At 58.3% G+C, this 16,764-nt stretch carries 16 protein-coding genes; 5 read left to right on the top strand and 11 right to left on the bottom strand.

Annotation, left to right across the window (positions count from 1 at the left end; all coding sequences use genetic code 11):
• Positions 1-3: 3 nt before the first annotated feature.
• From LC334_RS13680 to LC334_RS13650, 7 genes are all read right to left on the bottom strand, one after another.
• A complete protein-coding gene (locus tag LC334_RS13680; protein ID WP_176237718.1) occupies positions 4-606 on the bottom strand; it encodes a Yip1 family protein in 603 nt (200 codons plus the stop codon).
• Positions 603-1,088: a YIP1 family protein gene (locus LC334_RS13675; protein WP_085801234.1), complete on the bottom strand. Its 486-nt coding sequence runs from the start codon at positions 1,086-1,088 to the stop codon at positions 603-605. The genes LC334_RS13680 and LC334_RS13675 overlap by 4 nt, the downstream gene beginning before the upstream one ends.
• Positions 1,088-2,371: a Fe-S cluster assembly protein SufD gene (sufD, locus tag LC334_RS13670; protein WP_085801235.1), complete on the bottom strand. Its 1,284-nt coding sequence runs from the start codon at positions 2,369-2,371 to the stop codon at positions 1,088-1,090. The genes LC334_RS13675 and sufD overlap by 1 nt, the downstream gene beginning before the upstream one ends.
• Positions 2,371-3,126: a Fe-S cluster assembly ATPase SufC gene (gene sufC / locus LC334_RS13665; RefSeq protein ID WP_085801236.1), complete on the bottom strand. Its 756-nt coding sequence runs from the start codon at positions 3,124-3,126 to the stop codon at positions 2,371-2,373. Before sufC ends, sufD begins: the two co-directional genes overlap by 1 nt.
• A 140-nt stretch (positions 3,127-3,266) precedes the next feature.
• Positions 3,267-4,802 carry a Fe-S cluster assembly protein SufB gene (gene sufB, locus LC334_RS13660; protein WP_085801259.1) on the bottom strand — a complete coding sequence of 512 codons (1,536 nt, stop codon included), beginning with the start codon at positions 4,800-4,802 and terminating at the stop codon, positions 3,267-3,269.
• Between the two features lie 16 nt (positions 4,803-4,818).
• Positions 4,819-5,898: a cysteine desulfurase family protein gene (locus tag LC334_RS13655; RefSeq protein ID WP_085801237.1), complete on the bottom strand. Its 1,080-nt coding sequence runs from the start codon at positions 5,896-5,898 to the stop codon at positions 4,819-4,821.
• Between the two features lie 119 nt (positions 5,899-6,017).
• Positions 6,018-6,479 carry a Fe-S cluster assembly transcriptional regulator IscR gene (locus LC334_RS13650; protein ID WP_085801238.1) on the bottom strand — a complete coding sequence of 154 codons (462 nt, stop codon included), beginning with the start codon at positions 6,477-6,479 and terminating at the stop codon, positions 6,018-6,020.
• 157 nt (positions 6,480-6,636) lie between these two features.
• Here LC334_RS13650 and LC334_RS13645 point away from each other — a divergent pair, with 157 nt between their 5' ends.
• Both LC334_RS13645 and LC334_RS13640 read left to right on the top strand, forming a co-directional pair.
• Positions 6,637-7,290, top strand: coding sequence for an alpha/beta hydrolase (locus LC334_RS13645; RefSeq protein WP_085801239.1), 654 nt, complete (start codon positions 6,637-6,639; stop codon positions 7,288-7,290).
• 4 nt (positions 7,291-7,294) lie between these two features.
• Positions 7,295-7,546 carry a hypothetical protein gene (locus tag LC334_RS13640; protein WP_085801240.1) on the top strand — a complete coding sequence of 84 codons (252 nt, stop codon included), beginning with the start codon at positions 7,295-7,297 and terminating at the stop codon, positions 7,544-7,546.
• Between the two features lie 175 nt (positions 7,547-7,721).
• Here the strand turns inward: LC334_RS13640 and LC334_RS13635 are convergent, their stop codons facing one another.
• On the bottom strand, positions 7,722-8,372 hold the full coding sequence (locus LC334_RS13635; RefSeq protein ID WP_085801241.1) for a pyridoxamine 5'-phosphate oxidase family protein: 651 nt from the start codon (positions 8,370-8,372) through the stop codon (positions 7,722-7,724).
• A gap of 93 nt (positions 8,373-8,465) precedes the next feature.
• Between LC334_RS13635 and pdxR the strand changes: the two genes are divergently transcribed.
• Positions 8,466-9,866 (top strand): MocR-like pyridoxine biosynthesis transcription factor PdxR, encoded by a 1,401-nt coding sequence (pdxR, locus tag LC334_RS13630; protein ID WP_223412997.1) that lies wholly within the window; start codon positions 8,466-8,468, stop codon positions 9,864-9,866.
• Positions 9,867-9,890: 24 nt separating this feature from the next.
• On the opposite strand, the gene mfd is transcribed toward pdxR, so the two are convergent.
• Positions 9,891-13,346 (bottom strand): transcription-repair coupling factor, encoded by a 3,456-nt coding sequence (gene mfd / locus LC334_RS13625; protein ID WP_085801243.1) that lies wholly within the window; start codon positions 13,344-13,346, stop codon positions 9,891-9,893.
• Positions 13,347-13,359: 13 nt separating this feature from the next.
• Complete coding sequence (locus LC334_RS13620) at positions 13,360-13,890, bottom strand: component of SufBCD complex (RefSeq protein WP_085801244.1); 531 nt, start codon at positions 13,888-13,890, stop codon at positions 13,360-13,362.
• A 120-nt stretch (positions 13,891-14,010) separates the two neighbouring features.
• On the opposite strand from LC334_RS13620, the gene hemB reads away from it, so the two are divergent.
• Together hemB and LC334_RS13610 are read left to right on the top strand one after the other, a co-directional pair.
• Positions 14,011-15,006: a porphobilinogen synthase gene (gene hemB, locus LC334_RS13615; protein ID WP_085801245.1), complete on the top strand. Its 996-nt coding sequence runs from the start codon at positions 14,011-14,013 to the stop codon at positions 15,004-15,006.
• A 176-nt stretch (positions 15,007-15,182) separates the two neighbouring features.
• The gene (locus tag LC334_RS13610) at positions 15,183-15,743 is read left to right on the top strand and encodes a lipid-binding SYLF domain-containing protein (RefSeq protein WP_085801246.1); all 561 of its coding nucleotides are present in this window, start codon (positions 15,183-15,185) and stop codon (positions 15,741-15,743) included.
• A gap of 200 nt (positions 15,744-15,943) precedes the next feature.
• Here the strand turns inward: LC334_RS13610 and LC334_RS13605 are convergent, their stop codons facing one another.
• Positions 15,944-16,477, bottom strand: coding sequence for a hypothetical protein (locus LC334_RS13605; RefSeq protein WP_085801247.1), 534 nt, complete (start codon positions 16,475-16,477; stop codon positions 15,944-15,946).
• Positions 16,478-16,764: the final 287 nt, after the last annotated feature.

The raw sequence follows: 16,764 nt of genomic DNA, 5'->3' as shown, positions 1-16,764 counted from the left end.
CGTTCAGGACACTCCGATAAAGGGGGCGGTGACCACCCCGATGATGACCGACAGCCCAAACGGAACCACGAAGGTGGCCATCAGGAAAACGGCGATGGATTTACCGATGCTTTCAAAGCGATGCGCGACGTCGATCACCGAAATCATCGCCCAGATGACCCAGATCGCGAAGACAACAAACAGGACGGCGGACAAGATGGGCAGCAGCATGCTGACAACCCCGATGCCAATCAGTAATACGATGACAGTCCCCTGAAACAGCACTATGGCCGAAAGGATATCGCGTATCTCGCCAGTGCCGCCAAACAGACGGCCTGACCATAGTAGAACAAAAATCGACAACACCACATTACCAAGGTTCAGGATCGCAAATCCCAACGGCGAGCTGTAAAACAGCATCGACGACACAAGTTGCGCCGTGGCCGGATCAGGGATCGGCATCAGATGAAACAGGCCCGAAACGATCGCTGACATAGTGACCGAGATCAGCGTCAGCGCCATCCAAAGGACCTGCGACGACAGGTTCAGCGCAATCATTGTTTGCGCGCCCTCTCGCGGGCGTGTCAGCGTCGTTTGTAGCAAATGCTTAAGAGAAATGTCTGTCATCCCTTGCCCCATTCCGCTTCGCGCAGGTTCATGGTCCAGAACCATCCGAAAACCAAAAGCCAGATCGCACCGACGATCTGCAATTCGATGCCTGAACCGATAAACCCTGCGACGAGACCATGCAGCAATATCAGCGGGCTGGCGGCAAGAAACGCCCAGAACAGTGCCATTCGGGCACCATAACCTGTGCCCTGCCCTCCCATCAGCTTGGCAATCAGATGGCTGACCAACGCCAGCGCATAAAGCAGCAAGGGTGCAATGAAAATCCACGCCATCAGCGCACCGCCCAGAAGCGGGTTCAGCTCCTGCCCGGTCAGATGTGCCTCGCGCGCAAGCCGCGGCCACTGGCCAATAAAGACCACGACACAGCCTGCCATCAGCACCGCCAATGCACGGTCTTCACGCGTTCCCAAGGACAGCAGGCGGCGCATCACCCGGCGCGGCCCGCGATAGGTGGCAACGATATCGGCTGCGACCGGCATCAGCCGCGTCTGCGCTCCAGCCAGCCTGCGAGCCGGCCGTTGATCTCCTCGCGCAACGCCTCGTCCTCGATTTCCTCGACCGCTTCGGCCAGAAAAGCGAGTGTCAGCAGGTCGGTGGCGATGGCTTTCGGAACCCCGCGCGCGCGCAGGTAGAACAGCCCCTCCTCATCGATCGCACCGCTGGTCGAGCCATGCGAACAGGCCACGTCATCGGCGTAGATTTCAAGCTCGGGCTTAGCCAGAAACTGGCTGTCCTCATCCAAGAGCAGCGACTGGCTGATCTGGTAGCCATCGGTTTTCTGGGCCCCTGCCTTGACCAGGATCTTCCCTTGAAACACACCCGTGGCGCCGTTGCGCAGAACCTTTTTAAAGACCTGACGGCTTTCGCAATTGACCGCGTCATGAGTGACGAACACCGTGTCATCATGGTGGAAATCACCGTCCCCGACACAAGCTCCGGCAACATGGGCCACGGCGTCATCGCCGGTCAGTTCGATTACACACTCATTGCGCGTCAGCACGCCGTTGGCAGTCAGCGTGAAGCTTTTGAACACGCTTTCGCGGCCAAGCTGGGCAAAAAGATGCGTGACCGCACGCCGCTTATGATCCCGCCCTTGCGCGCGGATATGATGCAGCGTGCCGCCATCCGCGATGTCAATTTCGATGCATTTGTTAAAACGCGCTGCCGCCGGGCCATTTTCAAGTATTGTCGCTTCGGCGCCGCTTTCCACCCGCACCACATGATGCAGGAAGACGTCCGATGTCTCGTCCTCGTGGGTGTAGATCAGGTTGATCGGTTTCGTCGGCTTGCCGGTCACCCGGATCGTCACACCATCGCCTGCAAAGGCTGTATTCAACGCCGCAAGCGGGCGTTCAACCGGGGTTTGCCCCTTTGTTTCAAGTGTGCCGTACAGGTCTTCGGCCCAGTGATCATCGGTGCAGCAGACATCTTCCAGCCGATCAATCTCGACGCCTGAAAGTGACAGATCGTCTGACAGTGCTGGATCAAAGACGCCATCCACAAAGACGATCTTCAGACGGTCGACATCAGTGAAAACCGGTTTTTCGTCATCGGCAAAGATCGACGCCTCGGGGGCTTGTGATTGTACCAGCGTATCGGGTCGCGTAAATTTCCAGTATTCATCGCGGCGCGACGGCAAGCCCATCGCCCGCAACCGCCCAAGCGCCGACTGGCGCGCTTGAGCAGTGCACCCGACATCGGGCACCGTCATCGTCGCCAACCGCTCTTCGGTTGTCGAGTGTTTGCGGTCGTCGAGCGCCATCACGCGACCTCCGTCAGAATGTCGGCGTAGCCGTTATTTTCAACTTCAAGCGCCAGTTCCGGCCCGCCGGTTTTCACAATGCGGCCATCGGCCATGATGTGCACAACGTCGGGTTTGATATGATCCAGCAGGCGCTGGTAATGGGTAATCACCAGAAAACCGCGGTCCGCGTCGCGCAACGCATTCACGCCCTGCGCAACCAGTTTCATCGCGTCCACATCAAGGCCCGAATCCGTCTCGTCCAGAATGCACATCTTCGGCTCAAGGACCGCCATCTGCAGGATTTCGTTTCGCTTTTTCTCACCACCCGAGAAACCGACATTGACCGGCCGCTTGAGCATGTCGGCGTCGATCTTCAAGTTCTTGGCTTTTTCGCGCACCATTTTCAGAAAGTCAGCCGCGCTCATCTCGTCCTCGCCGCGCGCCTTGCGCTGCGCATTCAGCGCCGTCCGCAGGAACGTCATGTTGCCGACGCCCGGAATCTCGACCGGATACTGAAACGCCAGGAACAGGCCTGCCGCCGCACGCTCTTCGGGTTCCATCTCCAGCAGGTCTTCGCCTTCCAGCGTCGCAGAGCCCTTGGTCACTTCGTAACCATCACGACCTGACAGAACATAGCTGAGCGTCGACTTGCCCGAACCATTGGGCCCCATGATCGCGTGGACCTTGCCCGCCTCGACACTCAGGTTGACGCCTTTCAGAATGGTCTTGGTTTCCTCTTCAAGATCAACGTGCAGGTCTTTGATTTCCAACATCTTCTTCTATTCCTTCTGTCTTACTTCGGCGCGGTCACAGCCTGCGCATCATCTCGTTTTCAGGGACGTTACGCCCCAATACCCCGCCTGCTTAGGGCCGCTTGGCTACGGTTTTGATCTTTGCCCAGCTGGAACATCGATCACCCAACGGAACCTTCAAGAGAAATCGCCACCAGTTGCTGTGCTTCCATGGCAAATTCCATCGGCAGCGCCTGCAGCACGTCCTTGCAAAAGCCGTTCACAACCAGAGCCACGGCCTCCTCCTCGTCCATGCCACGCTGGCGGCAATAGAACATTTGGTCGTCATCGACCTTCGACGTGGTAGCCTCATGCTCGACCCGGGAGGAGTTATTCTTGACCTCGATATAGGGCACCGTGTGCGCCCCGCACTGATCACCGATCAGCAGGCTGTCGCATTGGGTGTAGTTCCGGCTGTCCTTCGCCTTGGGGTGCATCGAGACCAGCCCGCGATAGGTGTTCTGCGCGTGGCCCGCGCTGATGCCTTTCGACACGATCCGCGAGCGGGTGTTTTTGCCCAGGTGGATCATCTTGGTGCCGGTGTCGGCCTGCTGGTAATTGTTGGCGATCGCGATGGAGTAGAACTCACCCTGCGATTCATTGCCACGCAGAATGCAGCTGGGATATTTCCAGGTCACTGCAGAGCCGGTTTCGACCTGAGTCCACATCACCTTGGCGCGGTCGCCCCGGCAATCAGCGCGTTTGGTCACGAAGTTATAGATCCCGCCCTTGCCGTTCTCATCACCGGGATACCAGTTCTGCACGGTCGAGTACTTCACCTCGGCGTCTTCCTCGACGATGATCTCGACCACCGCAGCATGCAACTGGCTAATATCCCGCTGCGGTGCGGTGCAGCCCTCGAGGTAACTGACGTAGCTTCCCTTGTCAGCGATGATCAGCGTGCGTTCGAACTGGCCGGTATTTTCCGCATTGATCCGGAAATAGGTGCTTAGTTCCATCGGGCAGCGCACACCGGGCGGCACATAAACAAACGAGCCGTCCGAGAAAACAGCCGAATTCAGCGTGGCATAAAAGTTGTCACTGACCGGCACGACCGACCCGAGATATTTCTTAACCAGCTCGGGATGCTCCCGGATCGCCTCGGAAATCGAGCAGAAGATCACTCCGGCTTGCATCAGCTCTTTCTGAAAGGTCGTGCCAACCGACACCGAATCAAATACCGCGTCCACAGCGACCTTACGGCCTTCAGCGGGTGCGTTTTCTGCCCCTTCTACGCCCGCGAGGATCATCTGTTCTTTCAACGGTATGCCCAGCTTTGCGTAGGTCGCCAGCAGTTTCGGATCAACCTCATCCAGCGACTTGGGTTTCACCTCCATCGACTTGGGACGGGCATAGTAATACTGGTCCTGAAAGTCGATTTCCGGGTAGTCCACCATCGCCCAGTCAGGTTCTTCCTTGGTCAGCCAGCGCTCATAGGCCTCGAGCCGCCAGTTGGTCATCCATTCCGGCTCTTCATTCTTCTCGGAAATCAGGCGCACGATATCGGGGGTCAGCCCCTTGGGGGCGTATTCCATCTCGATATCGGTTTCCCAGCCGTATTTGTAGGCGCCACCAACCTCGCGGACCGCATCGACCGTTTCCTGATCGACGCCCTCTTTCACCTGATCTCTGACTTGGGCTTCGTCCAAAACCGCCATGCTCATCTCCTCTCGATCACGCCGCGCGGGCACGATGCTTGTTCCAGTGCTTCAGCCATGTCTCGGCAAAGCGGTAAATCTCATCCTCGGTCGTCTCGGGCCCCAGGCTTACCCTGATCGCGGATTTCGCGACCTCGGCATCATATCCCATTGCCCGCAGGACCCGACTTTCACGAACCTTTCCGCTAGAGCAGGCACTGCCCGCGGAAATGGCAAATCCGGCCAGATCCATCTGCATCACCTGTGTCTCACCCTTCCAGCCGGAGGAGGCAAAGCACGAGGTGTTCGGCAGACGTTTCTCCGATTTCCCGACAAAAATAGTCTCTTTTGCCGATTCCTCAATAGATGATTCTAGAATGTTTCTAAGTTTTTCGATCTGCTGCCACTTTCCGTCAGCAAGATCCTGCATCGCGGCCTCGGCCGCCGCGCCAAAACCGACGATGCCGATCACATTTTCCGTGCCGGAGCGGCGGCCCATCTCCTGCCCGCCACCTGTTGCTAGGGCCGGGATATCCAAACCCTGCCGAACGATCAGAGCGCCAACACCCTTGGGACCGCCAAGCTTGTGGGCGGAGCAAATCGCGAGGTCAGCCCCTGACCATGAAAAAGAAAACGGGATACGCCCAACAACCTGCGTTACATCCAAGAGCAGGTAATCGGCACGCCGCACACCATAGGCAAATTGGCCATCAAGGCGATCTGGTATCTCGCTGACAACGCCGGTCTCCGAATTGGCCAGTCCCATCGCCAGCGTATGGCCCGGCCCAAACGGGCGTTCGGCCACGTTGGACAGATCGAGATGCGACCATAGCGCGTCATGGGCGGTGTCCTGAACAAACACATCGCAGCCCTCGGGGCGCATCGACAGCACCCGCGCCGCTTCGGTCGCACCAGAGGTAAACACCACCTCCTGAGGCTTGCAGCCAACCGCTTCGGCCACCTGCGCGCGCGCGCGCTCGACAATCGTCTTGGCCGCGCGTCCCTCGCCATGCACGCTTGAAGGGTTACCTACCACATCCATGGCCGCGATCATCGCGTCACGCGCCTCAGCCCTTAATGGTGCTGTCGCATTGTAATCCAGATAGGTCCGGGCCATTTAGCGCCCATCCCCGGTTTCATCTTTTCGGAAGTACTCCCGCCGAAGGTCTGAGCACGCCAAAGCATCTCCCGGCAATACCCGATAGCCTGGCTCGACACCTCTGGCGGTTGACGGCTTCATTCCTCATCCACCACATCAAAAAGATGCGGGACCGCCGGGCACGGGGCCAGTTCGTTACCTGTCACATCGCTCAGCCGGGTCTGGTGCAAGAACACGTAGACATGGGCACTGAGCCCTTCCCACAGCCGGTTGGTCATCGATTGCGCCTTTGATCCCGACGCTGCGCCCGAGGCCCCTGCCCCCTTGTGCAGCGCATCGACGGTTTCATCCACCGCAGCCAGAATGTCCGACACCCGGATATCCGACGCAGACCGCGCAAGCCGATACCCGCCGCCCGGTCCGCGTACCGAGGCCACCAGATCAGCGCGGCGCAGTTTGACGAAGAGCTGTTCCAGATAGGGGAGTGAAATGTCCTGTCGCTTGGAAATCTCGCCCAGCGTCACCAGCGCATCACCCGGTTGCAAGGCTATATCGGCCAGCGCAACCATGGCATAACGGCCCTTGGTGCTCAGTTTCATGGCCTTTACCCCCGCGAATTGATTGACCTGCCGCTGCCGAAGCCTTATCTCGCTTGCAGCGCTTCCGGCACAACCCGGAACTTAGAATTGTTCTAAGGTGCTTGAGCGATTTCGTCAAGAATATCCCGGCACCCTTAATGGGAGACACAGGCACAACATGCCCGAGGTAATTTTTCCCGGCCCCGAAGGCCGTCTTGAAGGCCGCTACCACCCGCAAAAAGAAAAAGATGCCCCGATCGCGATCGTGCTGCATCCGCACCCGCAATTCGGTGGCACGATGAACAACAAGGTTGTCTACAACCTGCATTATGCCTTTTACAACATGGGCTTCACGGTGCTGCGGTTCAACTTCCGCGGCGTTGGCCGCAGCCAGGGCGAATACGATCAGGGTGTGGGAGAGTTGAGCGACGCAGCCTCGGCGCTCGACTACCTGCAATCGATGAACAACAACTCCAAGCATTGCTGGGTCGCAGGCTTCAGCTTTGGTGCCTGGATCGGCATGCAGCTTCTGATGCGCCGCCCCGAGATCACCGGCTTCATCAGCGTGTCACCGCCTGCCAACATGTATGATTTCTCATTCCTGGCCCCCTGCCCCTCGTCCGGACTGATCATCAACGGCTCGAATGACCGGGTTGCACCGCCGCCCGACACTGTGGCGCTGGTGAACAAACTGCACGAACAGCAGGGCATTACCATCACCCATACCGAAATCGACGGCTCGGGGCATTTCTTTGAAGAGCCCTACATGGACACAATGATCGATAACGTGACCACCTACGTCAAACGTCGTTTGACCGAAAACACACGGTGATCTCATGGGTGTAACCGAGGATTTGGCCGACGATCTGGCCACCCACACGATCAAGTATATCGAAGCCTCCGGAGATGAAGATATCATCGCTGATCTGGTCAAGGTTCTGGGCGCAACATCACAGACCGCCGAAGAAGCTTTCCTGACCTCTATCCGTGTGCGCCGTGCCAACAAGAAAGCCAATGAGTTGCTGGTAGAGCGGGTCAAGGCATTCAAGGCCAAGCACGGAGGCACCGATAAAACGCCAGAAAGCTAAGCGCCGGGTGTGAGCCCAAACCAGCCAATGCTGCAAAGAGCTCGGATGATGGTTCCAATTTTACCTTGGAAGCCAGTCGATGGCGTTTAATGTAATGTAGAGCGAGGCGTCTGCCATAATGTGTAAACCGGCTGTAAGCCGATACTCCCGCATGATGCGGCTTGCTCTGCTCACATCATAACCGGAAGGCTGTGACATGTTCCGGGATCGGCACGCCCTCGATGTTTCGGCTGTCTGCGATCGGGGCGCCAACTTGGGTGTGAACCGGAATGACACCCGCCCAGATGGGCAAGGCATAATCCGGTTCTTCGTCTATCGGGCCACCTTCACGGATTTTCGCGCTGCCTTCGCTGATCTCCATGCCCAGCACCATAGTTGCCTTCAGATCCTGCGCGTGATCGGGCCTCAGGCGCTCATAGCGGCCCGGAAACAACCCTTCTACAAACCGGCGAAGCTTTGCCAACTTTTCATCCGGGTTTTCCACTTTGACTGCCGTTCCAAACAGCGTCACAGAGCGCGAATTGACCGAGTGATGCATCCCCGACCGCGCCAGCACAAAACCATCGAGGATCGCAACCGACAGACTCACCTCGGCATCGCGGGAGTTGCGCAGCGCCCGGCTAGCGGAAGAACCATGCCAATAGACATGATTACCTTCGCGCCATTGCAGTGTCGGGGTCACAAAGGGCCGCCCGTCAATGATGTAGCCCACACTGCACATGGGTTGAGCATCTAGAATGGTGTTGATGGTGTCGCGGTCGAAATGTCCACGCTCGCGCGAGCGACGCAGGCGGGTTCGGTCGGTTACGTCGAGTGTCTCGGTCATGGTTGCGGTCCAAATTCGTTCTTGTCCCTGTCTTGATGCCGCCATATTGGTTATTTTAAAATGTCCAATATAGAAAATAAACATAATGCCAATTTGAATCGCGACCTCTTTGCGATCTCGCTTGATCCGGCGGGTAATACCTCGTTGCAGGCGCAATTGTTGGAAGCGCTTCGCGCGATCATCGTAACCTCGCAAAACCTGACCGGTGCCCGCCTGCCTGCCAGCCGGATACTGGCGGCAGAGTTGTCGATCTCACGCACCACGGTTCAGGTCGTGTATGACCAGATGATCAGTGAGGGCTATCTTGTGACACGCCGTGGCAGCGGTACCTATGTGGCGCATGACATAACCCATCTCAGATCGCCAACACCGCAGGCCCGGCCAGCCCGACCCGTGTTGAAGCCCTGGCAGCCATTCCAAACCGGGCTGCCGGATCAATCCCTGCTTCCTTATCAAACATGGGCACGTCAGCTTGAGCGGGCCTGGCGCACCCCCGAACCCGACCTTCTTATGCGTCCGGACCCGTTGGGATGGTATCCGCTGCGCGAGGCGATTGCCGATCACCTTGCCGCCTGGCGAAATCTCCATTGCGATCCGGAACAGGTCTTCATCACCTCGGGCGCATGGGAGGCGCTTGAAGGGATCTTTTGCGGATTGGTCGGGTCAGGCAAGACGGTGGCGGTTGAAGACCCGTGCTGGCCCAAGACGCATGACATCCTGCGGGTAACCGGGTGCAAAATTCACGCCGTGCGCATCGACGCTGAGGGGTTGGATGCCGGAAAAATCCCCGACGACGTATCGGCCGTCATTGTCACGCCCTCCCGGCACTACCCGACGGGGCTGAACCTTCCGTTGTCGCGCCGAACTGCACTTCTTGACTGGGCAAAGCGTACCGGGGCCTTGGTGATCGAAGACGATTACGACAGTGAGTTTCGCTATCGTGGTCAGCCATTGCCGTCCTTATCCGGTCTCGATGGGCGCGCCAATACGATCTATCTGGGCAGCTTTTCAAAACTAGTCAGTCCCGCGTTGCGGATCGGGTATCTGGTGGTTCCGATACATCTGCTAGACCAAATCCGCCGCCACCTCGGTCGGGTCGGCCCTCGCGCCTCACTGATCCCACAACCCGCTCTCGCCACATTCATGCAAAGCGGTGAATTTGCGATCCATCTCCGCCGGATGCGGCGCACCTATGCCCGTCGTCAAAGTCATTTACTTGACGCTCTGCAACCGGTCTCGGACCTCCTGGACCTTCAGCCGGATCCGTCAGGTATGCATCTTTGTCTTTCGCTTAAGCCGCAATTGGCGAGGCGTGTTTCCGACCAGGAAATTTGCCGCCGCGCGAAGAAGATCGGACTTCATGTCGGTGCGTTATCGGATCACTGCGTTCTTCCCGATAAGATGCAGGGGCTGTTGCTGGGCTATGCCGCCTTTGACGAACAGGCATTGTCCGAGGCAGCCGATCGTTTTGCGAACCTGCTGCGGTCGGTATGATCAGGATACCCGGAACAGTGGCAGCTATCCCTTCTTGCGTTTCTTTTCCGCAACCACCTTTTCGGCCAGATCGCGTGCGATGGCGAAGGCCCCCTTGATCTTGTCGCCCTCTTTTTTCCAGTCGCGCCGTACGACGATCTTGTTGTCACGCACCTTGGCCAGCCCGCGCTGGTCCTTGATAAACTCGACCAACCCGGCGGGCGAGGCGAACTTGTCATTGTGAAACTGGATCGTGGCGCCCTTGGGGCCGCCATCCAGCTTGGCGATACCGGCTTTCTTGCACATCGCCTTGATCCGCACGATCAGCATCAGCATGTTGACCTCGCGCGGCAGCTTGCCGAACCGGTCGATCAGCTCCGCAGCGAAACCCTCAAGTTCAACTTTGCGCTGCAACCCGCTGAGGCGGCGGTATAATCCAAGGCGCACATCGAGATCGGGCACGTAGTCCTCGGGGATCAGTACCGGAACGCCCAGATTGATCTGCGGTGCCCATTGATCATCAGCATCGGAAAGACCTTCCAACTCGCCGGCCTTGATCTTGGCAATCGCCTCTTCCAGCATCGACTGATAAAGTTCATAGCCGACATCGCGCATCTGGCCGGATTGCTCCTCGCCCAGCAGGTTCCCGGCACCGCGAATGTCCAGATCCTGAGAAGCCAGCGTAAACCCCGCCCCAAGCGTATCCAGACTGCCCAGCACCCGCAGGCGCTTTTCAGCGGTGGGCGTCAGGCGCACACGCGGCTTGGTGGTCAGATAGGCATAGGCGCGGGTTTTCGAGCGCCCTACCCGACCCCGGATCTGATAAAGCTGGCTGAGACCGAACATATCCGCCCGATGAATGACCATCGTGTTGGCGGTCGGAATATCCAGCCCCGATTCCACGATCGTGGTGGCCAGTAGCACATCATATTTGCCATCGTAAAAGGCGTTCATCCGCTGATCCAGCTCTCCGGCGGCCATCTGGCCGTGGGCGATGACATAGCTGAGTTCGGGCAATTGAGTATTCAGGAAATCCTCGATCTCGGGCAGATCCGAGATACGCGGCACCACGTAAAAGCTCTGCCCGCCGCGATAATGCTCGCGCATCAGCGCCTCGCGGATGGTGATCGTGTCAAAGTCGCTCACATAGGTGCGGATCGACAGGCGATCGACGGGCGGTGTGCCTATGATGCTCAGATCGCGCACGCCTGACAGGGAAAGTTGCAGCGTCCGCGGAATGGGCGTGGCGGTCAGGGTCAGCACATGCACGTCGCTGCGCAACTGCTTCAGACGCTCTTTGTGGGCGACGCCAAAGCGTTGTTCTTCGTCAATCACCAGCAGCCCGAGGTTTTTGAACCGAATACCCTTGGCCAGAAGCGCATGGGTGCCGATGACGATATCCACCTGTCCGCGTGCCAGTTCGTCCCGGGTTTTCGCCGCGCCGCCTGACGATACAAAGCGCGATAGCGGTTTGACGCTGATCGGGAAACCCCGGAACCGTTCCGCGAAGCTTTGGTAATGCTGCCGTGCCAATAGGGTAGTGGGTGCGATCACCGCCACCTGCATGCCCTGCATCGCCGCCACGAAGGCGGCACGCATTGCTACCTCGGTCTTGCCGAAACCGACATCGCCGCAGATCAGCCGATCCATCGGCGTGCCCGCTTCCAGATCGCTCAGGACATCCTCGATCGCGCGCAGCTGATCGTCGGTCTCCTGATAGGGGAATCGGGCCGAAAACTCCTCCCAGGCGTGATGCTCGGCAGCAAGCTTTGGCGCGCTGCGCAGGGCGCGCTCGGCCGCGATCCGGATCAGCCTGTCGGCCATCTCGCGAATGCGCTCTTTAAGCTTGGATTTCTTGGCCTGCCACGCGCCCCCGCCCAGCCTGTCCAGCAAACCTTCGTCGTGGCCGTAGCGGCTGAGCAGTTCGATATTTTCTACCGGCAGGTAAAGCCGCGCGCTTTCGGCATATTCCAGCACCAGGCATTCATGGGCGGCACCGGCAGCGGCGATCACCTCCATCCCGTGATAGCGCCCGATCCCGTGATCCACATGTACGACCAGATCACCGGCCGAAAGCGTCTGCGCTTCGGTCAGGAAATGCTCGGCCCGGCGGCGTCTTTTCGGCGCGCGGATCAGGCGATCCCCCAGAATATCCTGCTCGGTGATCACGGCCAGATCAGGGCTTTCAAACCCGTGTTCCAGCGCCCAGACCGCCAGATGCAGCCCGCGTTTATCGATCCGGCCTGCGCTTTTCACCGTGACCGCACCGATCATGCCCTCGTCTTCGAGCAACCCCTCAAGCCGCTCACGAGCGCCCTCGGAATAGGCCGCAACCAGGACCGGGCCCGAACTTAACTTCGCCTCGACATGGGTCTTGAGCGCACTGAAAAGCCCTATGGATTCCATCTGCCGCTCAGGCGCGAAATTGCGCCCGATACGGCCGCCCGCGTCGATCACGCCGGGGCCAAGCGCCTGCGGCAGCGGTGCCAGTTGAAGCAGGCGATGGCCTGCCACGGCACTGTCCCAGGCCACCTCATCCAGATATAAGAGCCCCGGCGGCACGGGCTTGTAGACCGTATCGCCGCGCGTCTTTTGCGACAGGGCATGGGTGCGCGCCTCGTACTGGTCCTCAACACTCTCCCACCGGGCTAAACGGGCGGGTGTTACCTGATCATCCAACGCAAAGGTGGCACCGGGAAGGTAGTCAAAAAGCGTCTCAAGTCGGTCATGAAAGAACGGCAGCCAATGTTCGATACCCTGATGTTTGCGCCCGGCGCTCACTGCTTCGTACAACGGATCATCGGTGCCCGCCGCGCCAAATTCGATCCGGTAATTCTGCCGGAACCGGGTGATGGCGGCTTCGTCCAGAATGACCTCCGAGACCGGGGCCAGCTCGATCACCTCAAGCTTTTCGGTGGTGCGCTGAGTGACAGGATCAAACCGGCGGATGCCATCCAGTACATCGCCGAACATGTCCAACCGCACCGGGCCGCTGCCGCCCGGCGGATAGATATCGATGATGCCGCCGCGCACCGCATAATCCCCGGGTTCCATCACCGTGGGCGCCTGCGCATACCCCATCCGCGCGAGATAGGCCCGCAGCGCCTTTTCATCCATCTGGTAGTCAACCCGGGCGCTGAAGGTCGCTTTTTGCAGGACATCGCGCGCAGGCAACCGCTGGCTGATGGAATTGAGCGTGGTCAACAGTACAAACCGATCCGGCATCCCGTGCACCAGCCCGGCAAGTGTGGCCATGCGCGCCGCCGAATTATCTGCATTAGGCGACACCCGGTCATAAGGCAGACAGTCCCAGCCGGGAAATTGCATCACCGGCATGTCGGGTGCAAAGAATCTGAGGGCTGCCGCCATCGCCGCCATGCGCTTGTCATCACGCGCGATATGCACGACCGGCTGGCCCTGACGTGCGACTTCATCAAGGATCAGGCGCGCGTCAAACCCTTCGGGCGCACCGCCCACCGTAATGTGTTCAGTTTTGCCCATGTCATGTGTCCCGTCAGCCGCCTAATACGCCGACCGTCATATTCTGCAGCATTCCCCACATCGCTGTGACGAAAATCGACACCACGCCGATCAATTGGGTGATGATCCGGTGGCGTTGCAACTGCCTGAAAAGTGCCTCGCCGCGCAAAGCATTCTGCTGTATGCGCCGTGCCGTGATAATCGACAAAAGCCCGACAATGCTCATCGGGAATCCCAGCAGAAAAAGCGCCTGAGCGAATTCTTGACCGTAGACAAATCCCATCAGCACCAGAACGGTCAGCATGAAAAAGGCGAACCCTGCCATGAGCAAGCCGGACGTGTCGGCTATATGGAGAATACGATTGGTGTAGATGCGCACCAGGTCTTCGAAATCGATGACGCCCTGCCCCTCTTCTTCCTTGTGTGCACGCTGCGCCACGTCCCAGGGTACGCCAAGCACCCAGTGACTGGTTGATGACCACATCACCGCCAGCGCAATCCAGAACCACAGGTTGCTGAAACTGCGCATGTCGATTAACTCGAAAACACTATTATACCAGTCCACTGCCGCGCCCCTGAAGTGACTTTGATGTCCCTCTTAGCGCCCGGGCGCGTCAATTCCTACCCTTGAGATGCGCGAATTTCCGTGTCACTCAGAAAACCGCAACATCAGGAAAGTCCGCTCATGCGTCCGAGCCAAGCCCCCTTCCCCGCCACGCGCCTGCGCCGCACTCGCCGCTCGCCCGCGATCCGCGCCCTGGTGTCGGAAACTACGCTCACCCCCGCCGATCTGATCTGGCCGGTCTTTGTTCGTGATGGCGACGGGGTGGAGGAGCCCGTGCCGTCCATGCCCGGTGTCATACGCCGCAGTGTCGACAAGGTGGTCGAAGCGGCACGCGAAGCCGCTGATCTGGGCATCCCTGCCATCTGCCTTTTTCCCTACACCTCTCAGGAAAACCGCAGCGCCGACTGCGCCGAAGCCTGGAATCCTGATAACCTCTCCAATCGCGCCACGAGGGCGATCAAACAGGCGGTGCCCGATATCGCGATCATGACCGACGTGGCGCTCGATCCCTATTCCGACACCGGCCATGATGGTTTTGTTGTGGGCGATGAGATTGTGAATGATGAAACCGTCGAGGCGTTGGTGAAACAGGCACTCAGCCAGGCCGAGGCTGGCGTGGATATCATCGGCCCGTCGGATATGATGGATGGCCGGATCGGTGCTATTCGCAATGCACTGGAAAGCGCGGGTCACAAGAATGTCCTGCTGCTCAGTTATGCCGCCAAATACGCCTCGGCCTTTTATGGCCCCTTCCGCGATGCGGTCGGCGCGTCGGGGGCGCTGAAGGGGGATAAGAAAACCTACCAGATGGACCCGGCCAATTCGGACGAGGCATTGCGGCTGGTAGACCGCGATCTGCGCGAGGGCGCCGATATGGTCATGGTCAAGCCCGGCCTGCCCTATCTGGACATCTGCCGCCGGGTCAAGGACACGTTTGGCGCACCGACCTATGCCTATCAGGTCTCGGGCGAATACGCGATGATCATGGGCGCTGCGCAAAACGGTTGGATCGACGGGGACCGCGCGATGATGGAAAGCCTCATGGCCTTCAAGCGCGCGGGCTGTGACGGGGTATTGACCTATTTCGCCCCGGCCGTCGCCCGAGCGCTCGGCTGACACTATCCCGATATGTAGCTCAGACCACCGCCTGTTGTTGATGGGTTTTTCAAGGCGGCTACAATCTGCGCAGGTGACAATCCATAGTGACAGCGCCGGTTTGAGCCCCTATACTCGGTGCCAGACCGGCGACAGAAACGCTGGCAATTAAGTCAGGCAACCAGACAGGTAAATCCATGAGCAATTTCAGCAGACGCAGCTTTGTGCTGGCCGCCCTTGCGGGCGCTACGACAGCCGCCGCGTGCAATAACGGTGTCGGCAGTCAGGGTGGTGCGCGTATCGACGCCCGCGCCGATTCTACCCTCAACTATCTCTTTACCAACTACCCCAACACGCAGGACCTTGCCGCCAGATCCGCGGGCATGCTGGTCATGCCCCTGATCACCGAGGCCGGATTTGGCGTCGGCGGCGGTTTTGGCCGCGGCGCGCTGCGGGTCAATGGTACGACCGTCGACTATTATTCCGCGACCAAGGGTAGTTTCGGGCTACAGATCGGCGGCCAGCAGTTTTCCCATGTACTGTTCTTCATGACCGAAGGCGCGCTGTCGAATTTCCGCCGTTCATCGGGCTGGGCCGCGGGCGCGGATATCGAATATGTCTTCAAGAACGAAGGTGAGAACCTGAGGGCCGAGACCACGGCGATAAACTCGCCCGTGGTTGCGGTTATTTTCGGCCAGGCCGGCGCAATGGCCGGGGCATCACTTGAAGGCGTGAAATACACCCGCATCATTCCCTGATCGCCCCTCCTCGGGCAGCCGGGTATTCGAAGAAACCTGAGGGCGCAACGCCTGGCCTTCAGGTTTATTAAGCTGATCCATAAGCGCCTGTGAGCCAGGAAAAAGCCGGCATTCGAGTGACCAAAGCCAAGGTCTGCGTTTGTTCGCAGAAAGACGAACCCGTTGGCTATAGCAGCGAACTGCACCGAAAAAGTCTGATTTTATCTGACTTCGTCGATGCTGAAATGGATGTAACCGTGTGTGAGACCCAAAACGACGCTGATCTTTTTTGGGCCTTTAGCGTAATACTCGTGTGCAACGGTCAGATACCGGTTGATTTTCGGATTCACGCCGACCTTTCGGAAGCCTAGTTTCTTAGCCTCTTGGCCAAAAAACTCCATCATGCCCTGCTCTGCACCCAGAGCCAGGTATTGAAATCCGAAAATGCACAACCTTTCCGGTTTCGTTCGAAAGAAATCCACCCGCACTTTAGGGCGGGAAAGAACCGCCTGACGTACCTTTAGTGTCTTATTGTAGACGATGAAGCGTTTCTTGACCCTTTCAGAATATCCGTGTTTCAGCAATTGTTGAAAGCTATCCTGTGACTTTGCCATTTCGGAGAGGCAGGTTTGTATAAGTAACTTTATCTCTCCCATGACTTCCTTGGCAGCAGGGTTCGTTTGCGCCGTCAAAGAGGTAGCGAGACATAAGAAAACCGTGAATGCAACTACGTGAAATTTAAACTCGTTGATCATCTCGAAGCCTCAATGTGTTTTTTGGTCAACTAATTCCGCTTCAGCATCGTTCCGTCAACAGCAATCTTTCACCTGCGTTTAAGGCTGAAACACACTAAACATTTTTGCTGGTCACGGCCCGTCGCATATGCAGCACCCTCCGGCTGTACTGCCACCGCTTCGATCCAAGGCGTTTTTTTGCATATTTAGCCAAACCGTAAATGCTCACGATGCGGACAAAGTGACTAAACCCAACTTTCTGGAATGCGGTGTGGTGAAACTAGTTTTTAGTTTGCAGGGCGCTTACG

It is taken from the genome of Roseovarius aestuarii, from assembly GCF_019966515.1.
GTDB lineage: Bacteria > Pseudomonadota > Alphaproteobacteria > Rhodobacterales > Rhodobacteraceae > Roseovarius > Roseovarius aestuarii.
The sequence above is the reverse complement of the archived record's forward strand: the minus strand, read 5'-3'. Positions and strand labels throughout refer to the sequence as shown.

Bases quoted from the DNA above. Each gene is read 5' to 3' on its own strand.
- LC334_RS13680 (WP_176237718.1), bottom strand. From the start codon at position 606: ATGACAGACATTTCTCTTAAGCATTTGCTACAAACGACGCTGACACGC.
- LC334_RS13675 (WP_085801234.1), bottom strand. From the start codon at position 1,088: ATGCCGGTCGCAGCCGATATCGTTGCCACCTATCGCGGGCCGCGCCGG.
- sufD (WP_085801235.1), bottom strand. From the start codon at position 2,371: ATGGCGCTCGACGACCGCAAACACTCGACAACCGAAGAGCGGTTGGCG.
- sufC (WP_085801236.1), bottom strand. From the start codon at position 3,126: ATGTTGGAAATCAAAGACCTGCACGTTGATCTTGAAGAGGAAACCAAG.
- sufB (WP_085801259.1), bottom strand. From the start codon at position 4,802: ATGGCGGTTTTGGACGAAGCCCAAGTCAGAGATCAGGTGAAAGAGGGC.
- LC334_RS13655 (WP_085801237.1), bottom strand. From the start codon at position 5,898: ATGGCCCGGACCTATCTGGATTACAATGCGACAGCACCATTAAGGGCT.
- LC334_RS13650 (WP_085801238.1), bottom strand. From the start codon at position 6,479: ATGAAACTGAGCACCAAGGGCCGTTATGCCATGGTTGCGCTGGCCGAT.
- LC334_RS13645 (WP_085801239.1), top strand. From the start codon at position 6,637: ATGCCCGAGGTAATTTTTCCCGGCCCCGAAGGCCGTCTTGAAGGCCGC.
- LC334_RS13640 (WP_085801240.1), top strand. From the start codon at position 7,295: ATGGGTGTAACCGAGGATTTGGCCGACGATCTGGCCACCCACACGATC.
- LC334_RS13635 (WP_085801241.1), bottom strand. From the start codon at position 8,372: ATGACCGAGACACTCGACGTAACCGACCGAACCCGCCTGCGTCGCTCG.
- mfd (WP_085801243.1), bottom strand. From the start codon at position 13,346: ATGGGCAAAACTGAACACATTACGGTGGGCGGTGCGCCCGAAGGGTTT.
- hemB (WP_085801245.1), top strand. From the start codon at position 14,011: ATGCGTCCGAGCCAAGCCCCCTTCCCCGCCACGCGCCTGCGCCGCACT.
- LC334_RS13610 (WP_085801246.1), top strand. From the start codon at position 15,183: ATGAGCAATTTCAGCAGACGCAGCTTTGTGCTGGCCGCCCTTGCGGGC.
- LC334_RS13605 (WP_085801247.1), bottom strand. From the start codon at position 16,477: ATGATCAACGAGTTTAAATTTCACGTAGTTGCATTCACGGTTTTCTTA.